The sequence below is a fragment of the Salinispora mooreana genome, assembly GCF_000379065.1.
Lineage (GTDB): Bacteria > Actinomycetota > Actinomycetes > Mycobacteriales > Micromonosporaceae > Micromonospora > Micromonospora mooreana.
This window is the reverse complement of record NZ_KB900615.1, coordinates 34,804-50,649: the sequence shown is the minus strand read 5'-3', so window position 1 is coordinate 50,649 and position 15,846 is coordinate 34,804. Positions and strand designations below refer to the sequence as shown.

General features: G+C 69.7%; 20 protein-coding genes. 9 read left to right on the top strand and 11 right to left on the bottom strand.

What is annotated here, in order from left to right; genetic code table 11:
* Positions 1-211: 211 nt before the first annotated feature.
* Both mobF and SALPAC6_RS0124820 read left to right on the top strand, forming a co-directional pair.
* A complete protein-coding gene (gene mobF / locus SALPAC6_RS0124825) occupies positions 212-4,459 on the top strand; it encodes a MobF family relaxase (RefSeq protein ID WP_223874475.1) in 4,248 nt (1,415 codons plus the stop codon).
* A gap of 4 nt (positions 4,460-4,463) precedes the next feature.
* Positions 4,464-4,814 carry a hypothetical protein gene (locus tag SALPAC6_RS0124820; protein WP_018255998.1) on the top strand — a complete coding sequence of 117 codons (351 nt, stop codon included), beginning with the start codon at positions 4,464-4,466 and terminating at the stop codon, positions 4,812-4,814.
* A 30-nt stretch (positions 4,815-4,844) separates the two neighbouring features.
* On the opposite strand, the gene SALPAC6_RS0124815 is transcribed toward SALPAC6_RS0124820, so the two are convergent.
* From SALPAC6_RS0124815 to SALPAC6_RS0124765, 11 genes are all read right to left on the bottom strand, one after another.
* A complete protein-coding gene (locus SALPAC6_RS0124815) occupies positions 4,845-5,147 on the bottom strand; it encodes a hypothetical protein (RefSeq protein WP_026190066.1) in 303 nt (100 codons plus the stop codon).
* 108 nt (positions 5,148-5,255) lie between these two features.
* On the bottom strand, positions 5,256-5,687 hold the full coding sequence (locus SALPAC6_RS0124810; RefSeq protein WP_018255996.1) for a hypothetical protein: 432 nt from the start codon (positions 5,685-5,687) through the stop codon (positions 5,256-5,258).
* Positions 5,688-5,713: 26 nt separating this feature from the next.
* Positions 5,714-6,322, bottom strand: a complete 609-nt coding sequence (locus SALPAC6_RS0124805) for a hypothetical protein (RefSeq protein ID WP_018255995.1) — start codon at positions 6,320-6,322, stop codon at positions 5,714-5,716.
* A complete protein-coding gene (locus SALPAC6_RS0124800) occupies positions 6,319-7,941 on the bottom strand; it encodes a type IV secretory system conjugative DNA transfer family protein (RefSeq protein WP_018255994.1) in 1,623 nt (540 codons plus the stop codon). Before SALPAC6_RS0124800 ends, SALPAC6_RS0124805 begins: the two co-directional genes overlap by 4 nt.
* Positions 7,941-8,213: a hypothetical protein gene (locus SALPAC6_RS0124795; RefSeq protein WP_018255993.1), complete on the bottom strand. Its 273-nt coding sequence runs from the start codon at positions 8,211-8,213 to the stop codon at positions 7,941-7,943. Before SALPAC6_RS0124795 ends, SALPAC6_RS0124800 begins: the two co-directional genes overlap by 1 nt.
* A 94-nt stretch (positions 8,214-8,307) precedes the next feature.
* Positions 8,308-8,709: a hypothetical protein gene (locus SALPAC6_RS0124790; RefSeq protein WP_018252742.1), complete on the bottom strand. Its 402-nt coding sequence runs from the start codon at positions 8,707-8,709 to the stop codon at positions 8,308-8,310.
* On the bottom strand, positions 8,706-9,020 hold the full coding sequence (locus SALPAC6_RS0124785; RefSeq protein WP_018255992.1) for a hypothetical protein: 315 nt from the start codon (positions 9,018-9,020) through the stop codon (positions 8,706-8,708). The genes SALPAC6_RS0124790 and SALPAC6_RS0124785 overlap by 4 nt, the downstream gene beginning before the upstream one ends.
* 123 nt (positions 9,021-9,143) lie before the next feature.
* A complete protein-coding gene (locus SALPAC6_RS0124780; protein WP_223874474.1) occupies positions 9,144-9,485 on the bottom strand; it encodes a hypothetical protein in 342 nt (113 codons plus the stop codon).
* 62 nt (positions 9,486-9,547) lie between these two features.
* Complete coding sequence (locus tag SALPAC6_RS26815) at positions 9,548-9,733, bottom strand: hypothetical protein (RefSeq protein ID WP_018255990.1); 186 nt, start codon at positions 9,731-9,733, stop codon at positions 9,548-9,550.
* 52 nt (positions 9,734-9,785) lie between these two features.
* On the bottom strand, positions 9,786-10,583 hold the full coding sequence (locus SALPAC6_RS0124770; RefSeq protein ID WP_018255989.1) for a protein phosphatase 2C domain-containing protein: 798 nt from the start codon (positions 10,581-10,583) through the stop codon (positions 9,786-9,788).
* Positions 10,584-10,591: 8 nt separating this feature from the next.
* Entirely contained in the window at positions 10,592-11,332 is a 741-nt protein-coding gene (locus SALPAC6_RS0124765) for a GntR family transcriptional regulator (protein ID WP_018255988.1), read from the bottom strand.
* A 290-nt stretch (positions 11,333-11,622) separates the two neighbouring features.
* Between SALPAC6_RS0124765 and SALPAC6_RS0124760 the strand changes: the two genes are divergently transcribed.
* The 7 genes from SALPAC6_RS0124760 to SALPAC6_RS0124730 form a co-directional block, all read left to right on the top strand.
* Positions 11,623-12,168, top strand: coding sequence for an RNA polymerase sigma factor (locus tag SALPAC6_RS0124760; protein WP_018255987.1), 546 nt, complete (start codon positions 11,623-11,625; stop codon positions 12,166-12,168).
* Positions 12,165-12,701 (top strand): Lsr2 family DNA-binding protein, encoded by a 537-nt coding sequence (locus SALPAC6_RS0124755; RefSeq protein ID WP_018255986.1) that lies wholly within the window; start codon positions 12,165-12,167, stop codon positions 12,699-12,701. Before SALPAC6_RS0124760 ends, SALPAC6_RS0124755 begins: the two co-directional genes overlap by 4 nt.
* Positions 12,698-13,375, top strand: coding sequence for a GGDEF domain-containing protein (locus SALPAC6_RS0124750; RefSeq protein ID WP_018255985.1), 678 nt, complete (start codon positions 12,698-12,700; stop codon positions 13,373-13,375). The genes SALPAC6_RS0124755 and SALPAC6_RS0124750 overlap by 4 nt, the downstream gene beginning before the upstream one ends.
* The gene (locus tag SALPAC6_RS26810; RefSeq protein WP_018255984.1) at positions 13,372-13,899 is read left to right on the top strand and encodes an NUDIX domain-containing protein; all 528 of its coding nucleotides are present in this window, start codon (positions 13,372-13,374) and stop codon (positions 13,897-13,899) included. The genes SALPAC6_RS0124750 and SALPAC6_RS26810 overlap by 4 nt, the downstream gene beginning before the upstream one ends.
* Positions 13,896-14,396, top strand: a complete 501-nt coding sequence (locus tag SALPAC6_RS0124740; RefSeq protein ID WP_018255983.1) for a hypothetical protein — start codon at positions 13,896-13,898, stop codon at positions 14,394-14,396. Before SALPAC6_RS26810 ends, SALPAC6_RS0124740 begins: the two co-directional genes overlap by 4 nt.
* Entirely contained in the window at positions 14,396-14,611 is a 216-nt protein-coding gene (locus tag SALPAC6_RS0124735) for a hypothetical protein (RefSeq protein ID WP_018255982.1), read from the top strand. The genes SALPAC6_RS0124740 and SALPAC6_RS0124735 overlap by 1 nt, the downstream gene beginning before the upstream one ends.
* 41 nt (positions 14,612-14,652) lie before the next feature.
* Positions 14,653-15,846: hypothetical protein (locus tag SALPAC6_RS0124730; RefSeq protein ID WP_026190064.1), on the top strand; the 1,194-nt coding region annotated here is incomplete at its 3' end.

Here is a 15,846-nt window from a genome sequence, read left to right as displayed (position 1 = left end):
GATCGCCCAGCAGAAGCGATCGAAATCCCGCGATACCGCCAGAGGCAGATTCTCACCGCTTAACTCTTGAACTTCAAGGCTTAACCCTCCTGTCGCCGACGCTTCCCCACCAGTCGAGCGCGACCATCCGACGCCTCTCAGTACCGAGAAAGTTCTTACACACCAAGGCATTACTAATGTTCTGGATCTTGTTTGAGTTATGATCGTCGACGTGTTGCGTATTACCGCTGTCTCCGCCGGCCTTGCCGGCGCGCGGTATCCGTGGGAGTGCGCGCAGCATGAGAGTCAGGATCAGAGTCGGGAGGCGTACTACACCGACGGTGGTTCGGATGCGCGGTGGATCGGCGTCGGGGTGGAGTCGGTCGGTTTCCAGGTTGGCGCGCAGGTTGCGAAGAGTGACTACCTGATTTTGTTTGGGCAGTTGTGTGACCCGGCCGTGTATCGGCGGGTCGAGGCCCGTGCCGCTGATGAGATTCAGGCTTTGGGGCTGGACGGTGATGAGGCCAAGCAGTATCTGGGTGAGGCGTTGGAGGTTGTCCGGTTGGGGCGGGCGCCGCGGCGGTTCCGGCCGGTGGAGCAGCGGCTGGCTGAGCGGTTGGCGGCGGAGCCGGACGCGGGGCCGGACCGGCGGGCGCAGATCGAGCAGGAGGTGCTGCGCACGCAGCGCCAGCCTGTCGGGTATTTCGATCTGACGTTTTCGGCGCAGAAGTCGGTGTCGCTCTACCACGCGGGTCTGCTGGCGGCTGGGCGGCGCGAGGAGGCCGCGCAGGTGCTCGACGCCCATCGGGCTGCGGTCGCCGCGGCGGTGGAGTGGCTGCAGGGGGAGGCGGGATACTCCCGGGCCGGCTACCACGGCCGCAGCGTTGACGGCCGGGCCAGTGTCGGGCGTTACGTGGACGCCCGGGACTGGATCGGCGCGGACTTCGTGCACCACACGAGCAGGGCGGGAGAGCCGCAGCTGCACAGCCACGCGACGATCCTCAACCGGGTCCGCACGGTCGATGTGGACGGGACGGTGGTGTGGCGCACGTTGGACTCCCGGGCGTTGCACAAGGCCCGGCCGGCCGCGGCGGCGGTCTACGAGCGCACTCTGGAAGAGCGCATCACCGCGGCGCGGCCGGTGGAGTTTGAGCTGCGCCCGGACGGCAGGTCGCGGGAGCTTATCGGTATCACCGCCGAGGAGCGTGACGCGTGGTCGACGCGGCGGCGGGAGACGACCGGCAAGCTCGCCGAGTATGTGCAGGCGTACCGCGACAGCCACGACGGCGCCGAGCCGAGCCCGTACCTGCTCACGCTGATGAGTGAGACGGCCGCGCTGCACACCCGCCGCGGTAAGGAAGCGTCGGTGCCGCTGGAGGAGCTGATCGGCCGGTGGGAGCAGATGGCCGCGCGCCGGCAGGCGGCCAGCCACGCCGAGCTGGCGCAGCGGGCTGAGGCCGCGGGTGTGGCCCGCCGCCGGGAGCACGGCGGCCAGGAGGTCGCGGAGTGGGACCGCGCCGCGGTCATCACCGCGGCGGTCGCCCAGGTGCAGCGCGACCGGGCCAGCTGGACTCGCGCCGAGCTGATCCAGGCGCTGCGGTGGCATCTGCCGGAGCGCCTGGACGTGGGCACGGACGTGGCGCAGCTGCTGGACATCCTTGCCGACGAGGCCCTGTCCGGGGAGTACGAGGTGGTGCAGGTCGACGGGTTCGAGCTGATCTCCCCGCCGCAGCAGCTGCGGCGTGAGTCCGACGGCCGTAGCGTCTACCGGCCCGGCCGTGACGAGCGGTACGCCACGGCCGCGCAGCTCAGCGAGGAGCAGCGGCTGCTGGTGCGGGCGCAGGCCGGCGGGGCGCCGGTGGTGCAACGCGACACGATCGAGGCGGTCATCGAGGCGGCGGGGCTCGTTGACGACCAGGCCGCCGTGGTGCGCGGCGTGCTCGGCGACGGCCGGCGCATGTCGCCGGTGGTCGGCCCGGCCGGCGCGGGTAAGTCCTACGTCCAGGGCGTGATCACCCGGGCGTGGGAGGAGCACGTCGGCGCCCGGGTGATCGGGTTGACCACGTCCAATGTCGCCGCGGCGGTGCTGCGCGAGGAGGGCGTGGCGACGGCCACGAACATCGAGCGGTTCCTGCTGCACGCGCGTGGTGTCGGGAGCCCGGCCGACCGTGCGCGGTTCGCCGTGCGGGCGGGGGACCTGCTGATCGTGGACGAGGCCGGCATGGTCAACCACGAGCATTTCCGGCAGATCAGCCAGATCGCCGAGACGGCGGGGGCGAAGGTGGTCCCGGTCGGTGACCCGGCGCAGATCGGCGCGGTCGGCGCGGGCGGCGGGTTCCGGCTGATCGTGCGTGAGACCCAGGCGTACGAGCTGTCCACGGTGCGCCGGTTCCGGGACCGGGACGGGACGATCCGGCAGTGGGAGGCCGAGGCGTCGCTGCAGCTACGCGAGGGCAACCCGGCGGCGTTGGCCGCCTACGACCAGCACGGCCGGCTCGCCGGAGGCACGCTGGAGGAGATGACCGAGGCGGTCACCCGCGCGTACGTGGCCGACGTGCTGGCCGGCAGACAGGCGGTCGTGGTGGCCTCCACCAACGAGCGCGCTGACGAGTTGTCGGCGCAGATCCGCGCCGAGCTGGTGCGGCTGGGTCGAGTCGAGGACGGCGGCGTGCGTGTCCTCGGGGGCAACGTCGCCGGCGTCGGGGACCTGGTGCAGACCCGAGCGAACGAGGCGTCATTGGTCGACAGCGCCGGCTTGCCGGTGATCAACCGGCGGCTCTACCAGGTGACCGGCCGCGGCCGTGACGGGTCGCTGACCGTCCAGCACGTCACCGGCGACCAGCGGGGTGGCGTGGTGAGGCTGCCCGCCGACTACATGCAGCACGTGGCGCTCGGCTACGCCGGCACGACCCACGCCACCCAGGGCCGCACCGTCGAGCACGGGTACCTGCTGGCCGAGGCGATGACCTCCCGGGAGGCCGCATACGTCGGGTTGACCCGCGGCCGGTACCTCAACCGCGCCTTCGTGGTCACCCAGCTGGCAGGCGACGAGCATCAGCTGGAGGTCACAGACTCGCACCCCATCACGGAGATGGCGCGCATCCTCGGGCACGAGACGGCCGAGCGGTCCGCGGTGGAAGTGCTGCGGGCCGGACTGGACCACCACGAGTCGCTGCCGGCGCTGGCCCCGATCTGGGCCGACGTCATCGGTGAGCGCCACCAGGCCGACTGCCGGCAGATCATCGCCGGCATCCTCGGCCCGCACGCGGTGGCCCGGCTCGACGCCGAAGCCGCCGACCCGCTGTATCGACGTGTCCGGGAGGCGCAGCTGCGCGGGCATGAACCGGCCGCGGTGCTGCGCGAGGCGATCGGCGACCCGCGGTCGGTGGGCGACGCCCGGGAGCTGGGCGCGCTGCTGAACTGGCGTGTCGAGCAGACCGTGGCCGGGCGTGAGCCGGAGCGGGCGCCGGCCGGCGCTGACTGGCGGGAGCGGACTCCGCAGCTGCCCGGCGAGGTGGGCGACTACCTGCGGCAGGTGGCCGAGGCGATGCAGGCCCGCCAGGTGCAGCTGGGCGAGGCGGCGGCCGAACAGCCGCCGACGTGGGCGATCGACCGGCTGGGGCCGGTCCCCGAGGACGTCATCGCGCGGGCGCAGTGGACCGCACGCGCCGCCACAGTGGCCGCCTACCGCGAGCTGTACGGCGTTGACGCTGCCGGGACGGTCATCGGGGCGGCGCCGGCCCGGGGCGCGGTCGAGCAGCGGGCGGCGTGGGAAGCGGCGTTCGCGGCGCTGGGCAACCCCGAGGAGCATCGGCACGTCGCCGAGGCCAGCGACGCCCAGCTGCGCGCGTGGATCGCCCGCTACGAGCGGGCGCAGTCGTGGGCCCCGGACTACGTGGCTGACGAGATGCGTCAGATGTCTACCGCGGCGCTCGACTACGCCGAGCGCGCCACCATCACCCGCGCCGAGGCGGAACAGGCCGACGACCCTGACCAGGTGCCGCAGTTGACCAGCCGCGCCCGCTCCTACGCGCAGCTGGCGCAGCAGATGCAGCACCGCGCCGCCATACTCGTCGAGATCCACCAGGCCCGACAGGCGTGGTACTCCGACACCGAGCCCATCCGCACCAACGCCGACGCCGCCCGCGTCGAGCTGGCCCGCCGCCAGGTCGACGCGGGCGAACAGCCCACCCGGAAGGCCGCGCCGATGACTCAGCCTCCGAACACCGCGCGCAGCACCAACCTCGTCCCCGCGCAGCGTGTCCCGGTCAACGAGGTGACACCGGCCAGCAGGGACTTGTCAGCCGCTGTCGCTACCCTGACGGCGCAGCTGGACCGCGCCCGCGCCTACCTGCAGCAGCGCGACGCTGAGCAGGCCGACCGGGAGGCAGACGACGCGCGGCGCTCCGCCGCCGCGTACCGGGCCCGTGAGGCGCAGACACGCCAGGCCGACCGAGGCCCGACGCTGGAACGGGGGTGAGCCGATGCGTAGTCCGGAGGAGACCAGCGCGCTGATCGCGTGGATACCGCAGTCGTACTACACCGAGGAGAGCATCGGCGGTCGGCAGTACATCGCCGGCGTGGTCGATGGCCTGAGATGGGTGCTCGGACAGCGACAACAGGCACCCATCACCGGACGAGAGACCGAGCCGCCGGTTACCCGGGCGACAGTAGCCCAGGAGGCGTACGCCGCGGCCGAGGCGATCAGCGACGGCGGAGCCTCAATCCGACGGCCGGTCGAGCGCCGGTACGCCACCGGCGCCGAGCACGCGTTGACGTGGGTCACCGGGTCGGCGTCGTTCGCCCTGCCCGACAACTGGCAGTGGCCGGAGTAACTGAAGGGCCCGAGGCGGGCACGCCGTGCATTAGGGAACTACGGGCGTGATCCGGGTGTTCTTGGCGCGTTTGAGTGCTGCCCTCCACAGTCGTTCCTGTGCGGCGGCGTCCGGGGCGTCAGCGGCACCGTCGGCGGATGCTAAGGCATCGCGGACCTCGTCCGGGCTCCACCCGTTGGCCAGTAGCGCGGCGATCTGGTGGGCGAGCGCGGAGGCTCGTCCCCGGGCCCGTTTGGCTTGGGCATCCGTGCGGCCAACGCGCCACGGCAACGCGTCGACCACGTGATCAGCGCCGCTGAGGTGTGCCTTCACATCGACTGGGCCAGTGCTCACGCTGATGCCCCTACCTTCCTCTAGGTCGTTGTCCCGGTTGCACGGGCCCGGCCGGGCGAAGTCAGGCACAGGCAGCCCGACCGGGATCAGCGACAGACGCGACCCCTGCTATCGGGAGTCCCATGCCGCAATTCGTTCGGCTAACGGTGGGGGCTCGACGTACGGAGACATGCCCCGTCGCGCCGCCGACTGCCGTAGCGCGCAGTCACCCTCACACGCCACCAGCTGCCATAACTCGGAGCAGGCCAAGCTGCCGGGCTCGAATGTCGGCACCGCGACGTGTGAATGGTCCTCAACCCGGTATTCCACGCCGCACTCGACACACACCAACCCGGCCAGTTCCTCGTCGGTGTATTCCCGTTCCATTCCCGCACGTAGTCGCCACGCGGCTAGCGCTTCATAGAACTCTGCTGCTCGGTCTAGCCGAGTCAGCTGCTGCGTGTTCGTCTGTACGTCCACGTACCCGAGCGTGACGTCGTCGTCGCCTACCACGTAGATCCGGTCACGGCCATCACGTTGGCATCGCCACGTCGTTGCCATTTCGCCTCCTCCCACGGCCCTTTATGTCAGTTGATGGTGGAATGGTCTGGTCGGGTGGCGAGGTCGGCGGCGATGACGCGGCGCAGGTCGTCGGCGTTGTCGACCACACCGCGCGACGGTACGGGCGGGTCGACGTGCTGCGCCCTACAGCGGCCGGCGCTCGAGTCAGCCACCCGCCCCAGCACGCCGGGCAGCCACCGGTCGTGCCACTCGCCGGCGCGGTAGGTGTTGTTCGCCTCGTGCTGGAAGACGGCCTTCCAGTCCTGGCACAGCCACGACAGTTCCAGGACCAGGTCCCAATGCCGGTACCAGCAGGTGGGGATCCCGCGGCCGATCTTGGCTGTGCCACCGACCACGCCGTAGTAGCCGCCGAGCACGTCGGTGACCCACTCCACCAGTTCCTGCCAGGCGTCATCGGCGGCCTGGCGGGACATCGTCGTCCAATCCCACAGGGACGGGGACGGGTCTGGCTTGTCGCCAGAAGGCTGCGCCAGCTGGTGCGACAGCCGCTCGACGGCCGCCGCCAGACCGGGCACTGCATCCAGCCGCGGCGTGACCTCCCGCAGTTGGTCCTGTATCCGGCTGAGGTCCTGAGCCAGCGTGAGCACTTGACTCGCCAGGTCGTCGCGGCTCATACCGTCTCCCGCACGGCCGAATCGGGTACGTCAACAGCCGAGGGTCTCGGCGTCGAGGCGCCCAGCGTTTGGATAGCGCGGCGACGTTTGCGGATGTCACGGCGCATCCACAGCCCACGCACCACGATCAGGACCGGCGGTGAGCCCCGGTACAGGGCCAGGATCCGGCGCCGGCCCAACATGCGGATCTTGCCCGGGGGCATGGTGGGCACATCCTGCGTGCTCGTCGACGAGGTGGTGCCGTGGGGGCCATGCGAGCTGCTGCGGCTGCGTTTGGGGTAGTCACCGCACGCCTTCGACAGGCTCTCCAGGTCGTCGGCGTCCTTGATACCGCGCAGGATCAGCGTCCAGGCCGCCGCGTTCCAGATCGTGCTGGCACCCGCCTCGCCCCACCGGGCGCGCAGCTGCGACTTGGACTGGATCGCGCCGAGCAGCATCACCCCGAGCGCGCGCAGCTGGGCGATCCACCGATCGACAGGGACCGGGCAGATGTTGGCCATCTCGTCGAGCGCCAGCGTCAGGTACGGATCGAGACGGCGTCCTGGCATGGCGGCGGCGACCTGCCTGGAGGCGTCAACAAGGTGCGCGGTGAGCGCGACGAACAGCGGCGAGATCCCCACGCCCGTACCGGACTCCTCCGCGATCAGGTAGAGGGTGCCCTTGCTGCGTAGGAACGCCTCCGCGTCGAACCGCGGGGCCCCGGGCGCGGGCGTGACCGCCCGCATCACGTCCGGGTCAGCCAGCCAGGACAACGCCGTACCAAGGGTGGTGTAGATGCCGTCACGGGTGCGATCGGTGACGCTCTGCCGGGCCTGCAGGGTCGAGATCCAGGCCGGGTCAGCCTCGTGGTGCTGCAGCAGCACCAGGGCCTCGGTGTTGTCCGGGTCGCCCACCCAGCGGTACACGTCGGCCATGCTCTGGCCGCCCAGCGCCGCGGCGTGCAGGTACGCCCGCAGCACCTCATTCGCAGTGGAGCGGAAGAACTCCTCCAGCGGGGCGTCGCCGCTCGTACGGGCGCCGTACAACAGGTAGCCGGCGCGGTCGATGGCCACGCGCGGCACCTCGCAACCATCGATCGGCGACCACTGCAGAGTGTTCGACAGCCCGCCGAGCAGCGACGGGTTGAACCGGTAGACCGGACCAACCTGTTCGCGCAGATCAACCGTGCTCAAATGGTCGGCGACTTTGGTGCTGGTGTGGATGACCGGCCCCGGAGCGTCGGCGATGACGTTGTCCAGCCAGGTCGTCTTGTACGCCCCCGGCGGACCGATGATCAGGTACGTGTCCTCGGGCGTGCCGTAAACACCGCGCCGCGGCGCCACCGCTCGACCGATCCGCACGGCGTACTCAGTGACCGCGACCTTCTGGCCGACCAACGACGGCCGCGTCTGCGGCAGCAGCTGCCGCGCCGAGCGCGCCGACATCTCGGCGCGCAGATCGTGACTCGTCGCGTGCCCCGGCGGCGCCGGGCGCAACCTGACGACGATCACCACCAGCAAGACCAGACCCCCCAGAACACCAGGGATCACCCACGCCAGCGGCACCTGAGCCAAGAACTGATCCGGGTCGGGTACCGCCGGTAGACCCGGTGACGACACGTGGCGGACGAAGGAGACCATCAGCCGACCGTGGAGTCCTGGATACCCAGCGCGCGGAAATACGCCTCCCGCAGCGCCGCCTCGTCATCGCCGACCAACGCCGACCGCTGGGCCAGCAACGCGTCCACCGCGATACGGATCAAGGTATTCGCCGTGATGCGCTGCCCGCCCGTGCGCGTCCGAGCGTCCATCAGCTCCCGCGCCACCTCATCGAGGGCACTCTGCTGCTGACGGCTGAGCTGGACATACTTGGGGCGCAGCGCCTCAGGCCCTGCGCTAGCACGTTCACTCAAAAGACAGGTCCGTTGTCGTCGCCGAAGTCTTCCCCAGTTCTCCGGGCAGCTTACGGCCCAGACCCCGAACCGACCGACACCCTGTCACCGGCTCTCATCCAGGCATGTGGATGACGGGTAGGCCGTCGCCGTAGCGGTGCCCCTCGCTGGTCAGGATCGACGCTTGATGTTCCAGCGCTGCCCGTACCGTCGTGGCCAGGTCGGCGCGGCTGGTGACCTGGCGCCAGTAGGCCAGCTCCAGCCAGTCCTCGCCCCAGGTCGGCAGTACCACGCAGGCATCCATACCCAGCAGCGCGTGCAGGTCTTCGCGGCCTTTCGGATCGGCCAGCAGCGCCAGGGCCTCGGCGACGGTGACGCTGGTGACGCCTACCCGCTGCCGATCGGTGACCACCTCCGCTACCGGCTCGACAGCGTGGATCGACCCGGCCACGTACGCCAGCACCGCCGACCGGTCCAACACCAGAGTGATCGGAGCCCCTTGGTCCTCGGCGCTCACGCGGCCGGTGCCTGCTGGTCGCCGTCGGACAACCCGCGCTCCATGTGCTCACGCACCTGCTGCTGCAGCGCGGCGTACCGCTCGGGCGTCCACTCGGCCTGCACCCCGTACCGGCGCGCACGAGCTGCCGCCATCCCCTCCTCAGTGATGGCGACGCCCCGCCGAGCCTGCTCGGCGCGGAACTGCTCCCACGCCCGCTGCGCACGCACCGCCCCCGTCACATAGGCGCTCGCCCGCCCCTTGCCCTGGCTCTCCAGGGTCTCGGCCACATCCGGAGGCACACTGATCGACAACTTACGGAACTCAGTCATACCGAAACCTTACTTCGGTAGCACCCGCGATGTCGGCAAGCACGCCTACGGGTGTTGACGGGCCCGCCCCGGACTTCTATCCACAACATGTGGATAGCACATGTGTACGAATTATGGTTCTCGTTAGAGGCTGATGATAGGGCCGCCGCCAGCGAGGCCGGCGTACAAGCCCGGCTGACTGGTGAGCACGTCGCAGCCAAGGTCAATCGCGATCAGGACCGCGCTGGCAGCGTCCAGCCGACCGACCGTGTCGTGGGTGATCGCGAGAGCCCGCCAGGACACCGGATCGGGAGTGAGTACGAGCGCGGCTTGGTGGTTGACGAGCAGGTCAAGGCGGGTGGAATCGGCCGCTACCCGGGCAGCCTCGGCGAGGCACAGCACCGGAAGGCCAACCGCACACCCAGGCTCGTCGGCTACCTCAGCGATGATCTCGCCGACAGCGATCGACTCGCGCGTGAACGCCACGATGGCGCTCGTATCAAGGATGATCCGGACCGTGACGTCTTCCACGTGAGGGCGCCGGCCGGTCAGGCGGCGGTACGGTCGGTCAGGCCCAGCTGCTCACGTACCGCGGAGTCCAGCTCGGGGGTCCACCGCTCACGGGCCTCACGCAGCCGCCGGCGAGCCCGCTGCTTACCCTCTTCAGTCACGGTGATGTTCACCGCCGCGAGCATCGCCGCAGTGTCGGTGCCGGTCTCGGGAGTATGGGCCACACGCGCAGAGTACCCCCGCGGTGGCTTACTAGACAGGACGACCGGCCTCAACTCAGTCGCTGCCGGTGTCGGTTCTGAGGACGACGACGGTCGCGTCGTCATGGCGCTTGCCGCGCCAGCGTCGAGGGTTTGGATCGTCTAGCTCGGCTGTCCGGACAGCGCGGATGAGTGCCTCAGGCCCGCTGGTCGCGTGAAGGTCGAAGACCTCGCGCCAGGTCCATGCGTACCGCTCGGTCAGTCGAGAGACGCCATCTGAGCAGAGGAGCACCTGGTCGACTGATCTACGCGGTAGTGACCCTACGAGCGCATGGTCAGCAGCGTCAGGGACGGCGCCGAGCACCCAGAATCCGTTTGGTTGGTTGCGTACCGTCGCCACGTATGCCGGCGAGTAGGTACGTACTCGGCCCTCCACGACGGGTGCATCTGGTAGGTGATCCACGCGATCGTCGACGATGCTTGTGCACCCGTTGGCTCCTTGGTCGATGACCACAGCGGCATCGCCGAGGACCAGCCACTCGACCTGGTCCTTGCCGACGCGGGCTACCGCGCCAGTTGCTCCAGGTGACAGTGGATCGGTGATGTCGCACGTGGGTCCGTGGTCGGCCATGGTGGCCTTGATCGCGGATCGAACGATGGTGGTCAGTGGCCGGTCAGGGTGGGGTAGGCAAGCGCTGAGGTGGGCAGTGAGCCGTTCGACGACCCAGGCGACGGGATGCACGCATCCCCCTGACTCTCCGGGATACCGGCCTGCGCCGTCCAGGACCAAGGCCCACCCGTCGCCGACAGCGAAGCGGTCTTCGTTGGTGCTGGTCGGCGCTGCCTCCATGGCGGCCGTAAAGGTGATGGACACATGCCGCCTTAGTCGGGGATCTTGAACCGGTATGACATTTGGACCATATCGCCCGCGATGACCGCGAGCATGACTTCGACCGGCCGGCCCATGGTGTCGAATGTTGTTCGGAACAGATCCACTACGGGTGTGCCCGCTGGCAGGCGTAGCGCCGCGCTCTCTGGGCCCGTGGGCATCCGTACGGACCACTCTTCGGTGATCTCATCCAGCTCGAAACCGCTCTCTTCCAGCCGGGCGTAGCTGCCACCAGGGCCGGTGTCGTCCTCCCGGATCCGCGTGCCGTTGACCACGTCCAGCTCGAAATAGGAGTCGGCGAGTTGGTTGGGGCGATCATCTACGAGCGTTGTCCGCCGTCGAACCCACACGGGAGTGCCAACGGGGATCTTGAACCGTTCAGCTACGCCTGCTGGTGCTGCTGTCTCGGCGAGTTCCCGGATTAGCTGGCCTGCTCTGTGCCCCTGCAACTCTGCCTCAGCTGTCAAGATCGCCTGGCCAGACCTCCAGCGGCTCTTGGCGTACCGGTCGATGCCGTGCCGGCGCGCGGTCGGACGCTCTCGGACGAACGTGCCTTTGCCCTGGATCGTGATGACGAGCCCCTGCTGTTTGAGCAGGTCGACTGCCTTACGTGCCACTGCCAGGCTGACCAGGTGGTCTGCCGCCAGTTCGTCCAGGGTGGGGAGCTGATCACTCGGTCCTAACGTACCCGTCTCGATCTTCAGGCGGATGTCGTCGGCGACGCGAACTTGCATAGGTCGCGCATCCGTTGGGCCGGTACTCATGGGTCACAGCGTAAACCTTTGAAGGTCTGCATACAGAATCCTTGACCGTGACGCATTGAGGACCTAACGTGGGCCGCACGTCGATAGGTCTGCATGCAGACCGGTTGACCTTTCCATTGCCCTATCAGTGGGCACAGAAATGGCCCCGGCGGGGATTGGGCCCCGCCGAAGCCGCACGGCATCCCACCAAGGAGGCTCAGATGCCAGTAATGAGGGTACGTGCTGCCCGGAATCATGGGGTAGAACCCCATGACGGTGACGTGTCTGCGCTGGTGGCGCGGGTGCAGGCTGGCGACACGGAGGCGTTCGGACTGGTCTATGACCGGTATGTCGACCAGGTGTTCCGTTTCGTCTACCGACGGGTCCTGGACCTGCAGGTTGCTGAGGACCTGACATCGGAGACGTGGCTGCGGGCGTTGCGGAACCTGCCGGCGTTCCGTCGGCATGGCGACTTCGCCGGTTGGGTCACCACCATCGCCCGAAACCTGACTATCAACTACCAGCGGTCGCATCAGCGCCGCGAGCGGCCGGTGGCCGAGGTCCGCGACCCGGTCCCTGCTGGCGAAGTGTCCAGCCCGGAGGCAGCGGCGGTGCAGCGGCTGACCCGTGAGGCTCTGGTGGAGGGTATCGCGCAGCTGAGTCCGGTACAGCGGGACTGCATCACGCTGCGGTACCTGCGGGAGATGTCGATTGATGAAACCGCTCAGGTGTTGGGCAAGACTCCGTCGACGATCAAGGCCATCCAGCACAAGGCCCTGCGGGCCCTGCGGGGTCTGCTGCCTGTGACGGCGGTGATGCCGGCATGAGCACCGTGACGATGACGCCAGCCAACGGCACTCCGGCTGTACCCGCGCAGCGAGTGCCGATGGGTATCCGGGTGACTGCTGGGCCTGGTGCACCAGCTCCACAAACCACGGCACAGCACGAGGTTGGCCGCCTGGACGAGCTGCTGCGTGTTGGCGCCAGCAGCGAGGCCGCACGAACCCGGCAGCTCGCCGCGAAGATCGGCGGGCTGGTGCAGGAACTCACCGACCGCGTGGCGGCTGAGGAGGCGCAGCGGCGGGAGCGGGAGGCCACCGCGGCGCGTCACCGCAAGTTGGCTGAGGACGAGGCATCGCTGGCCAGCCGGCTGGCCGAGGTGCGGCAGGAGCTGCGTGCGGGCCGCCGCGAATCATCGGCATCGTCGCGGAATCGCCGGCAGGGCGCGGGCGAGCGAGCTGCGATCCGGAAGTGGGCACAGGCCAACGGCTACCAGGTTGCTGATCGGGGCCGGATACCCCGGGAAGTCCGCGAGGCATACGCCACGGCTACCGGTTCGGGTTCGGAGGTGGACCGATGATCGCCGAGATTTTGGTCCCCGTTGCGGTGTCGGCCTCGGCGCTGGGGCACCTGTGGGCTGTCCGCAAGGTGCGCGGGTTGCGGGGCCGGCTGTCTGAGGCTCGCCGTCGGTCGGTCACGGATCCGCTGACCGGCCTGGCCAACCGGGCGGGCTTGAACCGGGCCCTGGCTGACCTGGAGTCCGAGCCCTGCGACCTGGTCCTGGTGGACCTGGACGGGTTTAAGCAGGTCAACGACGCCTACGGGCATGCGGCCGGCGACATGCTGCTGGTGGAGGTCGCCCGTCGGTTGTCGACGTTGCTGGACGGTATCGAGGGCGCGGTGGTCGCCCGGCTTGGTGGCGACGAGTTGGTGTTGGTGTCGCCGTCGCCGGCTCCGTTGGCGCAGCTGCTCGGGGCGGAGGTCATCGCGGTGTTGGCCGCGCCGATCGAGGTTGCCGCCGGCGTGACGGTGACGGTGACTGCCAGTGTCGGTGCGGTTCATGCGACTGCTGGGGATGAGCGGTCGCGGGTACTGGCTGCTGCGGATGCCGCTGTGTACGAGGTCAAGGCCCGGGGCGGGGACGGGATGGTGGAGCACTGCCCGCTGACTGAGTTGCCGGAGGTGGAGTCGCGGCCGTTGCTGCGGCTGCGGGAGCTGGCGGCTCTGACCAGTGTGTTGGGGGTGACGGCATGACGACCGTCGCGCCGGCCCCGCCGACCGGCATCCGGTACGGCCGTGGCCACCTCGGCCATTGGGGCGAGCGGCTCTATGCCGATGCCCTGGTGACCGCCCACACCGACGACGGCGTGCGCTGGCTGCTCATGATCGACCACGCCGGCGACCACGGATGGGCGCTGCCTGGAGGACCTGTCGACCTGGGCGAGGACCCGCAAGACGCCGCGTTCCGCCAGCTCTACGCCGCGTCCGGACTGCACCTGGACGACATGCAGTGGCGCACTCTGTCGCCCCGGTACGTGCCCGATCTTCGTGCCGGGGGCGAGGCGTGGATGGTGACTGTCCCGTCCTGTGTGCACGTGGGCACCTACGCCGCCGCCAGGCGCATGCCCGAGGTGGTCGGCCAAGACGACACCCGCGCCATGTGGGTGCTCGCCCACACCTACCAGGCGCTCGTGGCACACCTGGACACCGTCTACGGCGGCACCGTGTGCATCGCCCACCGGGACCTGCTCGCTGACGTGCTGGATGGTGCGGCATGACGACTTCCACGGCCCTGGATTTGGCTGATGCGTTGGCGCAGTTCCGCGCGGGTCTGTCGGCGTTGACTGACGCCGGGTTGGAGCGGCGGGCGGCCGAGGTGGCGGCGTTGCCGGGCTGGTATGCCGGCGAGCTGCGCCGGATGGTCGATGACGAGCGGGAGTCTCGCCGTACGGCATCCCGACCGGTGATGTCGGCGCGGTCGCGGGCGCTACGGGTCGCGGCGGTGGTGGCGGTGGCGGGTGCTCCGGCGGCGGTGCTGGCCGGCCGGGCGGCTGCGGATTACGCCGGTGAGGTGCCGCAGGTGCTGCTGCTATCGCCGGTTGCCGCGGTTGGCCTGGTCGCCGGTGTGGTCGCGGGTGGCCGTCTGGCCCGGTGGGTTGACGACCGCCGGCACCCCCACGCCATCGATGTGGACGAAGCCGATCTGGACCCGTACGGCCGCCAGCTGCTGGAGCAGGTACGGGCGCGGCGGCGGGCACGCGGGGAGGTGTGCTGATGGCCTCCCTACGGGTGCGGGTACGCCTGGATTGGTCCGACTCGACGCACTACGACCCTGACCGATCGTTGCCCTGCCGGGTCTGCGATACCGCTACGAAGATGCGCGACGGCCGTGGCGATGCGTGTCACCAGTCGTGCGCGGAGGACGAGATCGCACGGGAGCTACTGGGTGCCAGTCTGGCCCGGGTCGTTGATGAGCGGGTGCTCCGGTGAAAGCGCGGGTGGCTGGTGTCTCGTGGGGGCCGTGGATCGCGATGGCCGCGGCGGTGGTGCTGACGGCCCGGGGCGAGTTCGACCTGGCGGTCCTCGCGCATTTCAGTCCGAAGATCGCCTGGATGTTCCCGGTGATGCTCGATGTCTACGTGATCACCGCTTTCCACCGTCGTCGGTGGGTCGACATGGTCGTCGGCATGCTCCTGATGATCTTCTGCCAGATCGCGGTGCATCTGGTCCCGGTCTTTATCGACCTCGACGGCGGCGAGAAGGTGCCGTGGGGGCTGGTGGTCGCGGTTGCCTGCATCGCGCCGATCGTGGTGGTGCGGGTCAAGAGCCTCACCGGCCGCACCGAGCAGGAAGTCGCGGCGGAGGCGGAAACCGTGCGGCGGGCCGAAGAGCTCCGGGCGGCGCGGGCGGAAACCGCCGCGGCTCAGGCGGCGCAGGCGGAAGCGGAAACGACGGCGCGGGCGGAAGCCGCGCGGGCCGAGGCGGAAACCGCCGCGCGGGCGAAAGCGGAAACCGCGCGGGCCGAGGCGGAAACCCGGGCGGCGGCGGAGGCGGAAACGCGGGCGGAAACCTTGGCGGCCAAGGAGGCGGAAATCGCCACCTGCGCCGAGGCCGAGATTTCCGCTCGCACCGATGCCGAGGCTGCGCAGCGGCTGGCCACGGAGGCGATTGAGGCACAGCGTCTGGCGGAGGGCAGGTTGGCGGAGGCCCGCGACGCCGCGGACCGGGCCGCTACTGCCCGGACCTTGGCCGTCCAGGCGGCTGACGAGCAGACGCGGGCGAGTGCCGAGGCCGCTGAGCAGGCCGAACGCGGCTACCAGGCCGCGCAGGATCGGGCCGCCACGGCGGACGAGATGGTGCGGGAGCTGCAGGCTCAGCTGGCTGAGGCGCAGCGGTTCGTCGAGCATCAGGTCACCGCGCGGGTGCGCGCGGAGCAGGAGGCGCAGGCGGCCTCCGAGGCCCGCGAGAGTGTGGCCAGCGAGCTGGACCGCGCCCGCCGGGCCTTGGCTCGGGTACAGGCGAAACCGGAAATCAGCTCGGGACGGCGGGCGGAAATCACGCGCCCGGCGGCGCGGAAAGCCCTGGCTGCTGTTCCGGCCGAGTTGCCGGCTGACCTGCCCGAGGTGGAAACGGTGCGGGCGGAAACCGTGGCTGTCGTCCTGGAGGCCCGGGGCCGGAACCCGGAAATGACCAACAAGCAACTGGCGGAGATCACCGGGATTTCC

Excerpts from the sequence above, each read along its gene's own strand:
- SALPAC6_RS0124820 (WP_018255998.1), top strand. The coding sequence starts at position 4,464 with ATGCGTAGTCCGGAGGAGACCAGCGCGCTGATCGCGTGGATACCGCAG.
- SALPAC6_RS0124810 (WP_018255996.1), bottom strand. The coding sequence starts at position 5,687 with ATGGCAACGACGTGGCGATGCCAACGTGATGGCCGTGACCGGATCTAC.
- SALPAC6_RS0124805 (WP_018255995.1), bottom strand. The coding sequence starts at position 6,322 with ATGAGCCGCGACGACCTGGCGAGTCAAGTGCTCACGCTGGCTCAGGAC.
- SALPAC6_RS0124800 (WP_018255994.1), bottom strand. The coding sequence starts at position 7,941 with ATGGTCTCCTTCGTCCGCCACGTGTCGTCACCGGGTCTACCGGCGGTA.
- SALPAC6_RS0124785 (WP_018255992.1), bottom strand. The coding sequence starts at position 9,020 with ATGACTGAGTTCCGTAAGTTGTCGATCAGTGTGCCTCCGGATGTGGCC.
- SALPAC6_RS0124765 (WP_018255988.1), bottom strand. The coding sequence starts at position 11,332 with ATGCAAGTTCGCGTCGCCGACGACATCCGCCTGAAGATCGAGACGGGT.
- SALPAC6_RS0124755 (WP_018255986.1), top strand. The coding sequence starts at position 12,165 with ATGAGCACCGTGACGATGACGCCAGCCAACGGCACTCCGGCTGTACCC.
- SALPAC6_RS0124750 (WP_018255985.1), top strand. The coding sequence starts at position 12,698 with ATGATCGCCGAGATTTTGGTCCCCGTTGCGGTGTCGGCCTCGGCGCTG.
- SALPAC6_RS26810 (WP_018255984.1), top strand. The coding sequence starts at position 13,372 with ATGACGACCGTCGCGCCGGCCCCGCCGACCGGCATCCGGTACGGCCGT.
- SALPAC6_RS0124740 (WP_018255983.1), top strand. The coding sequence starts at position 13,896 with ATGACGACTTCCACGGCCCTGGATTTGGCTGATGCGTTGGCGCAGTTC.
- SALPAC6_RS0124735 (WP_018255982.1), top strand. The coding sequence starts at position 14,396 with ATGGCCTCCCTACGGGTGCGGGTACGCCTGGATTGGTCCGACTCGACG.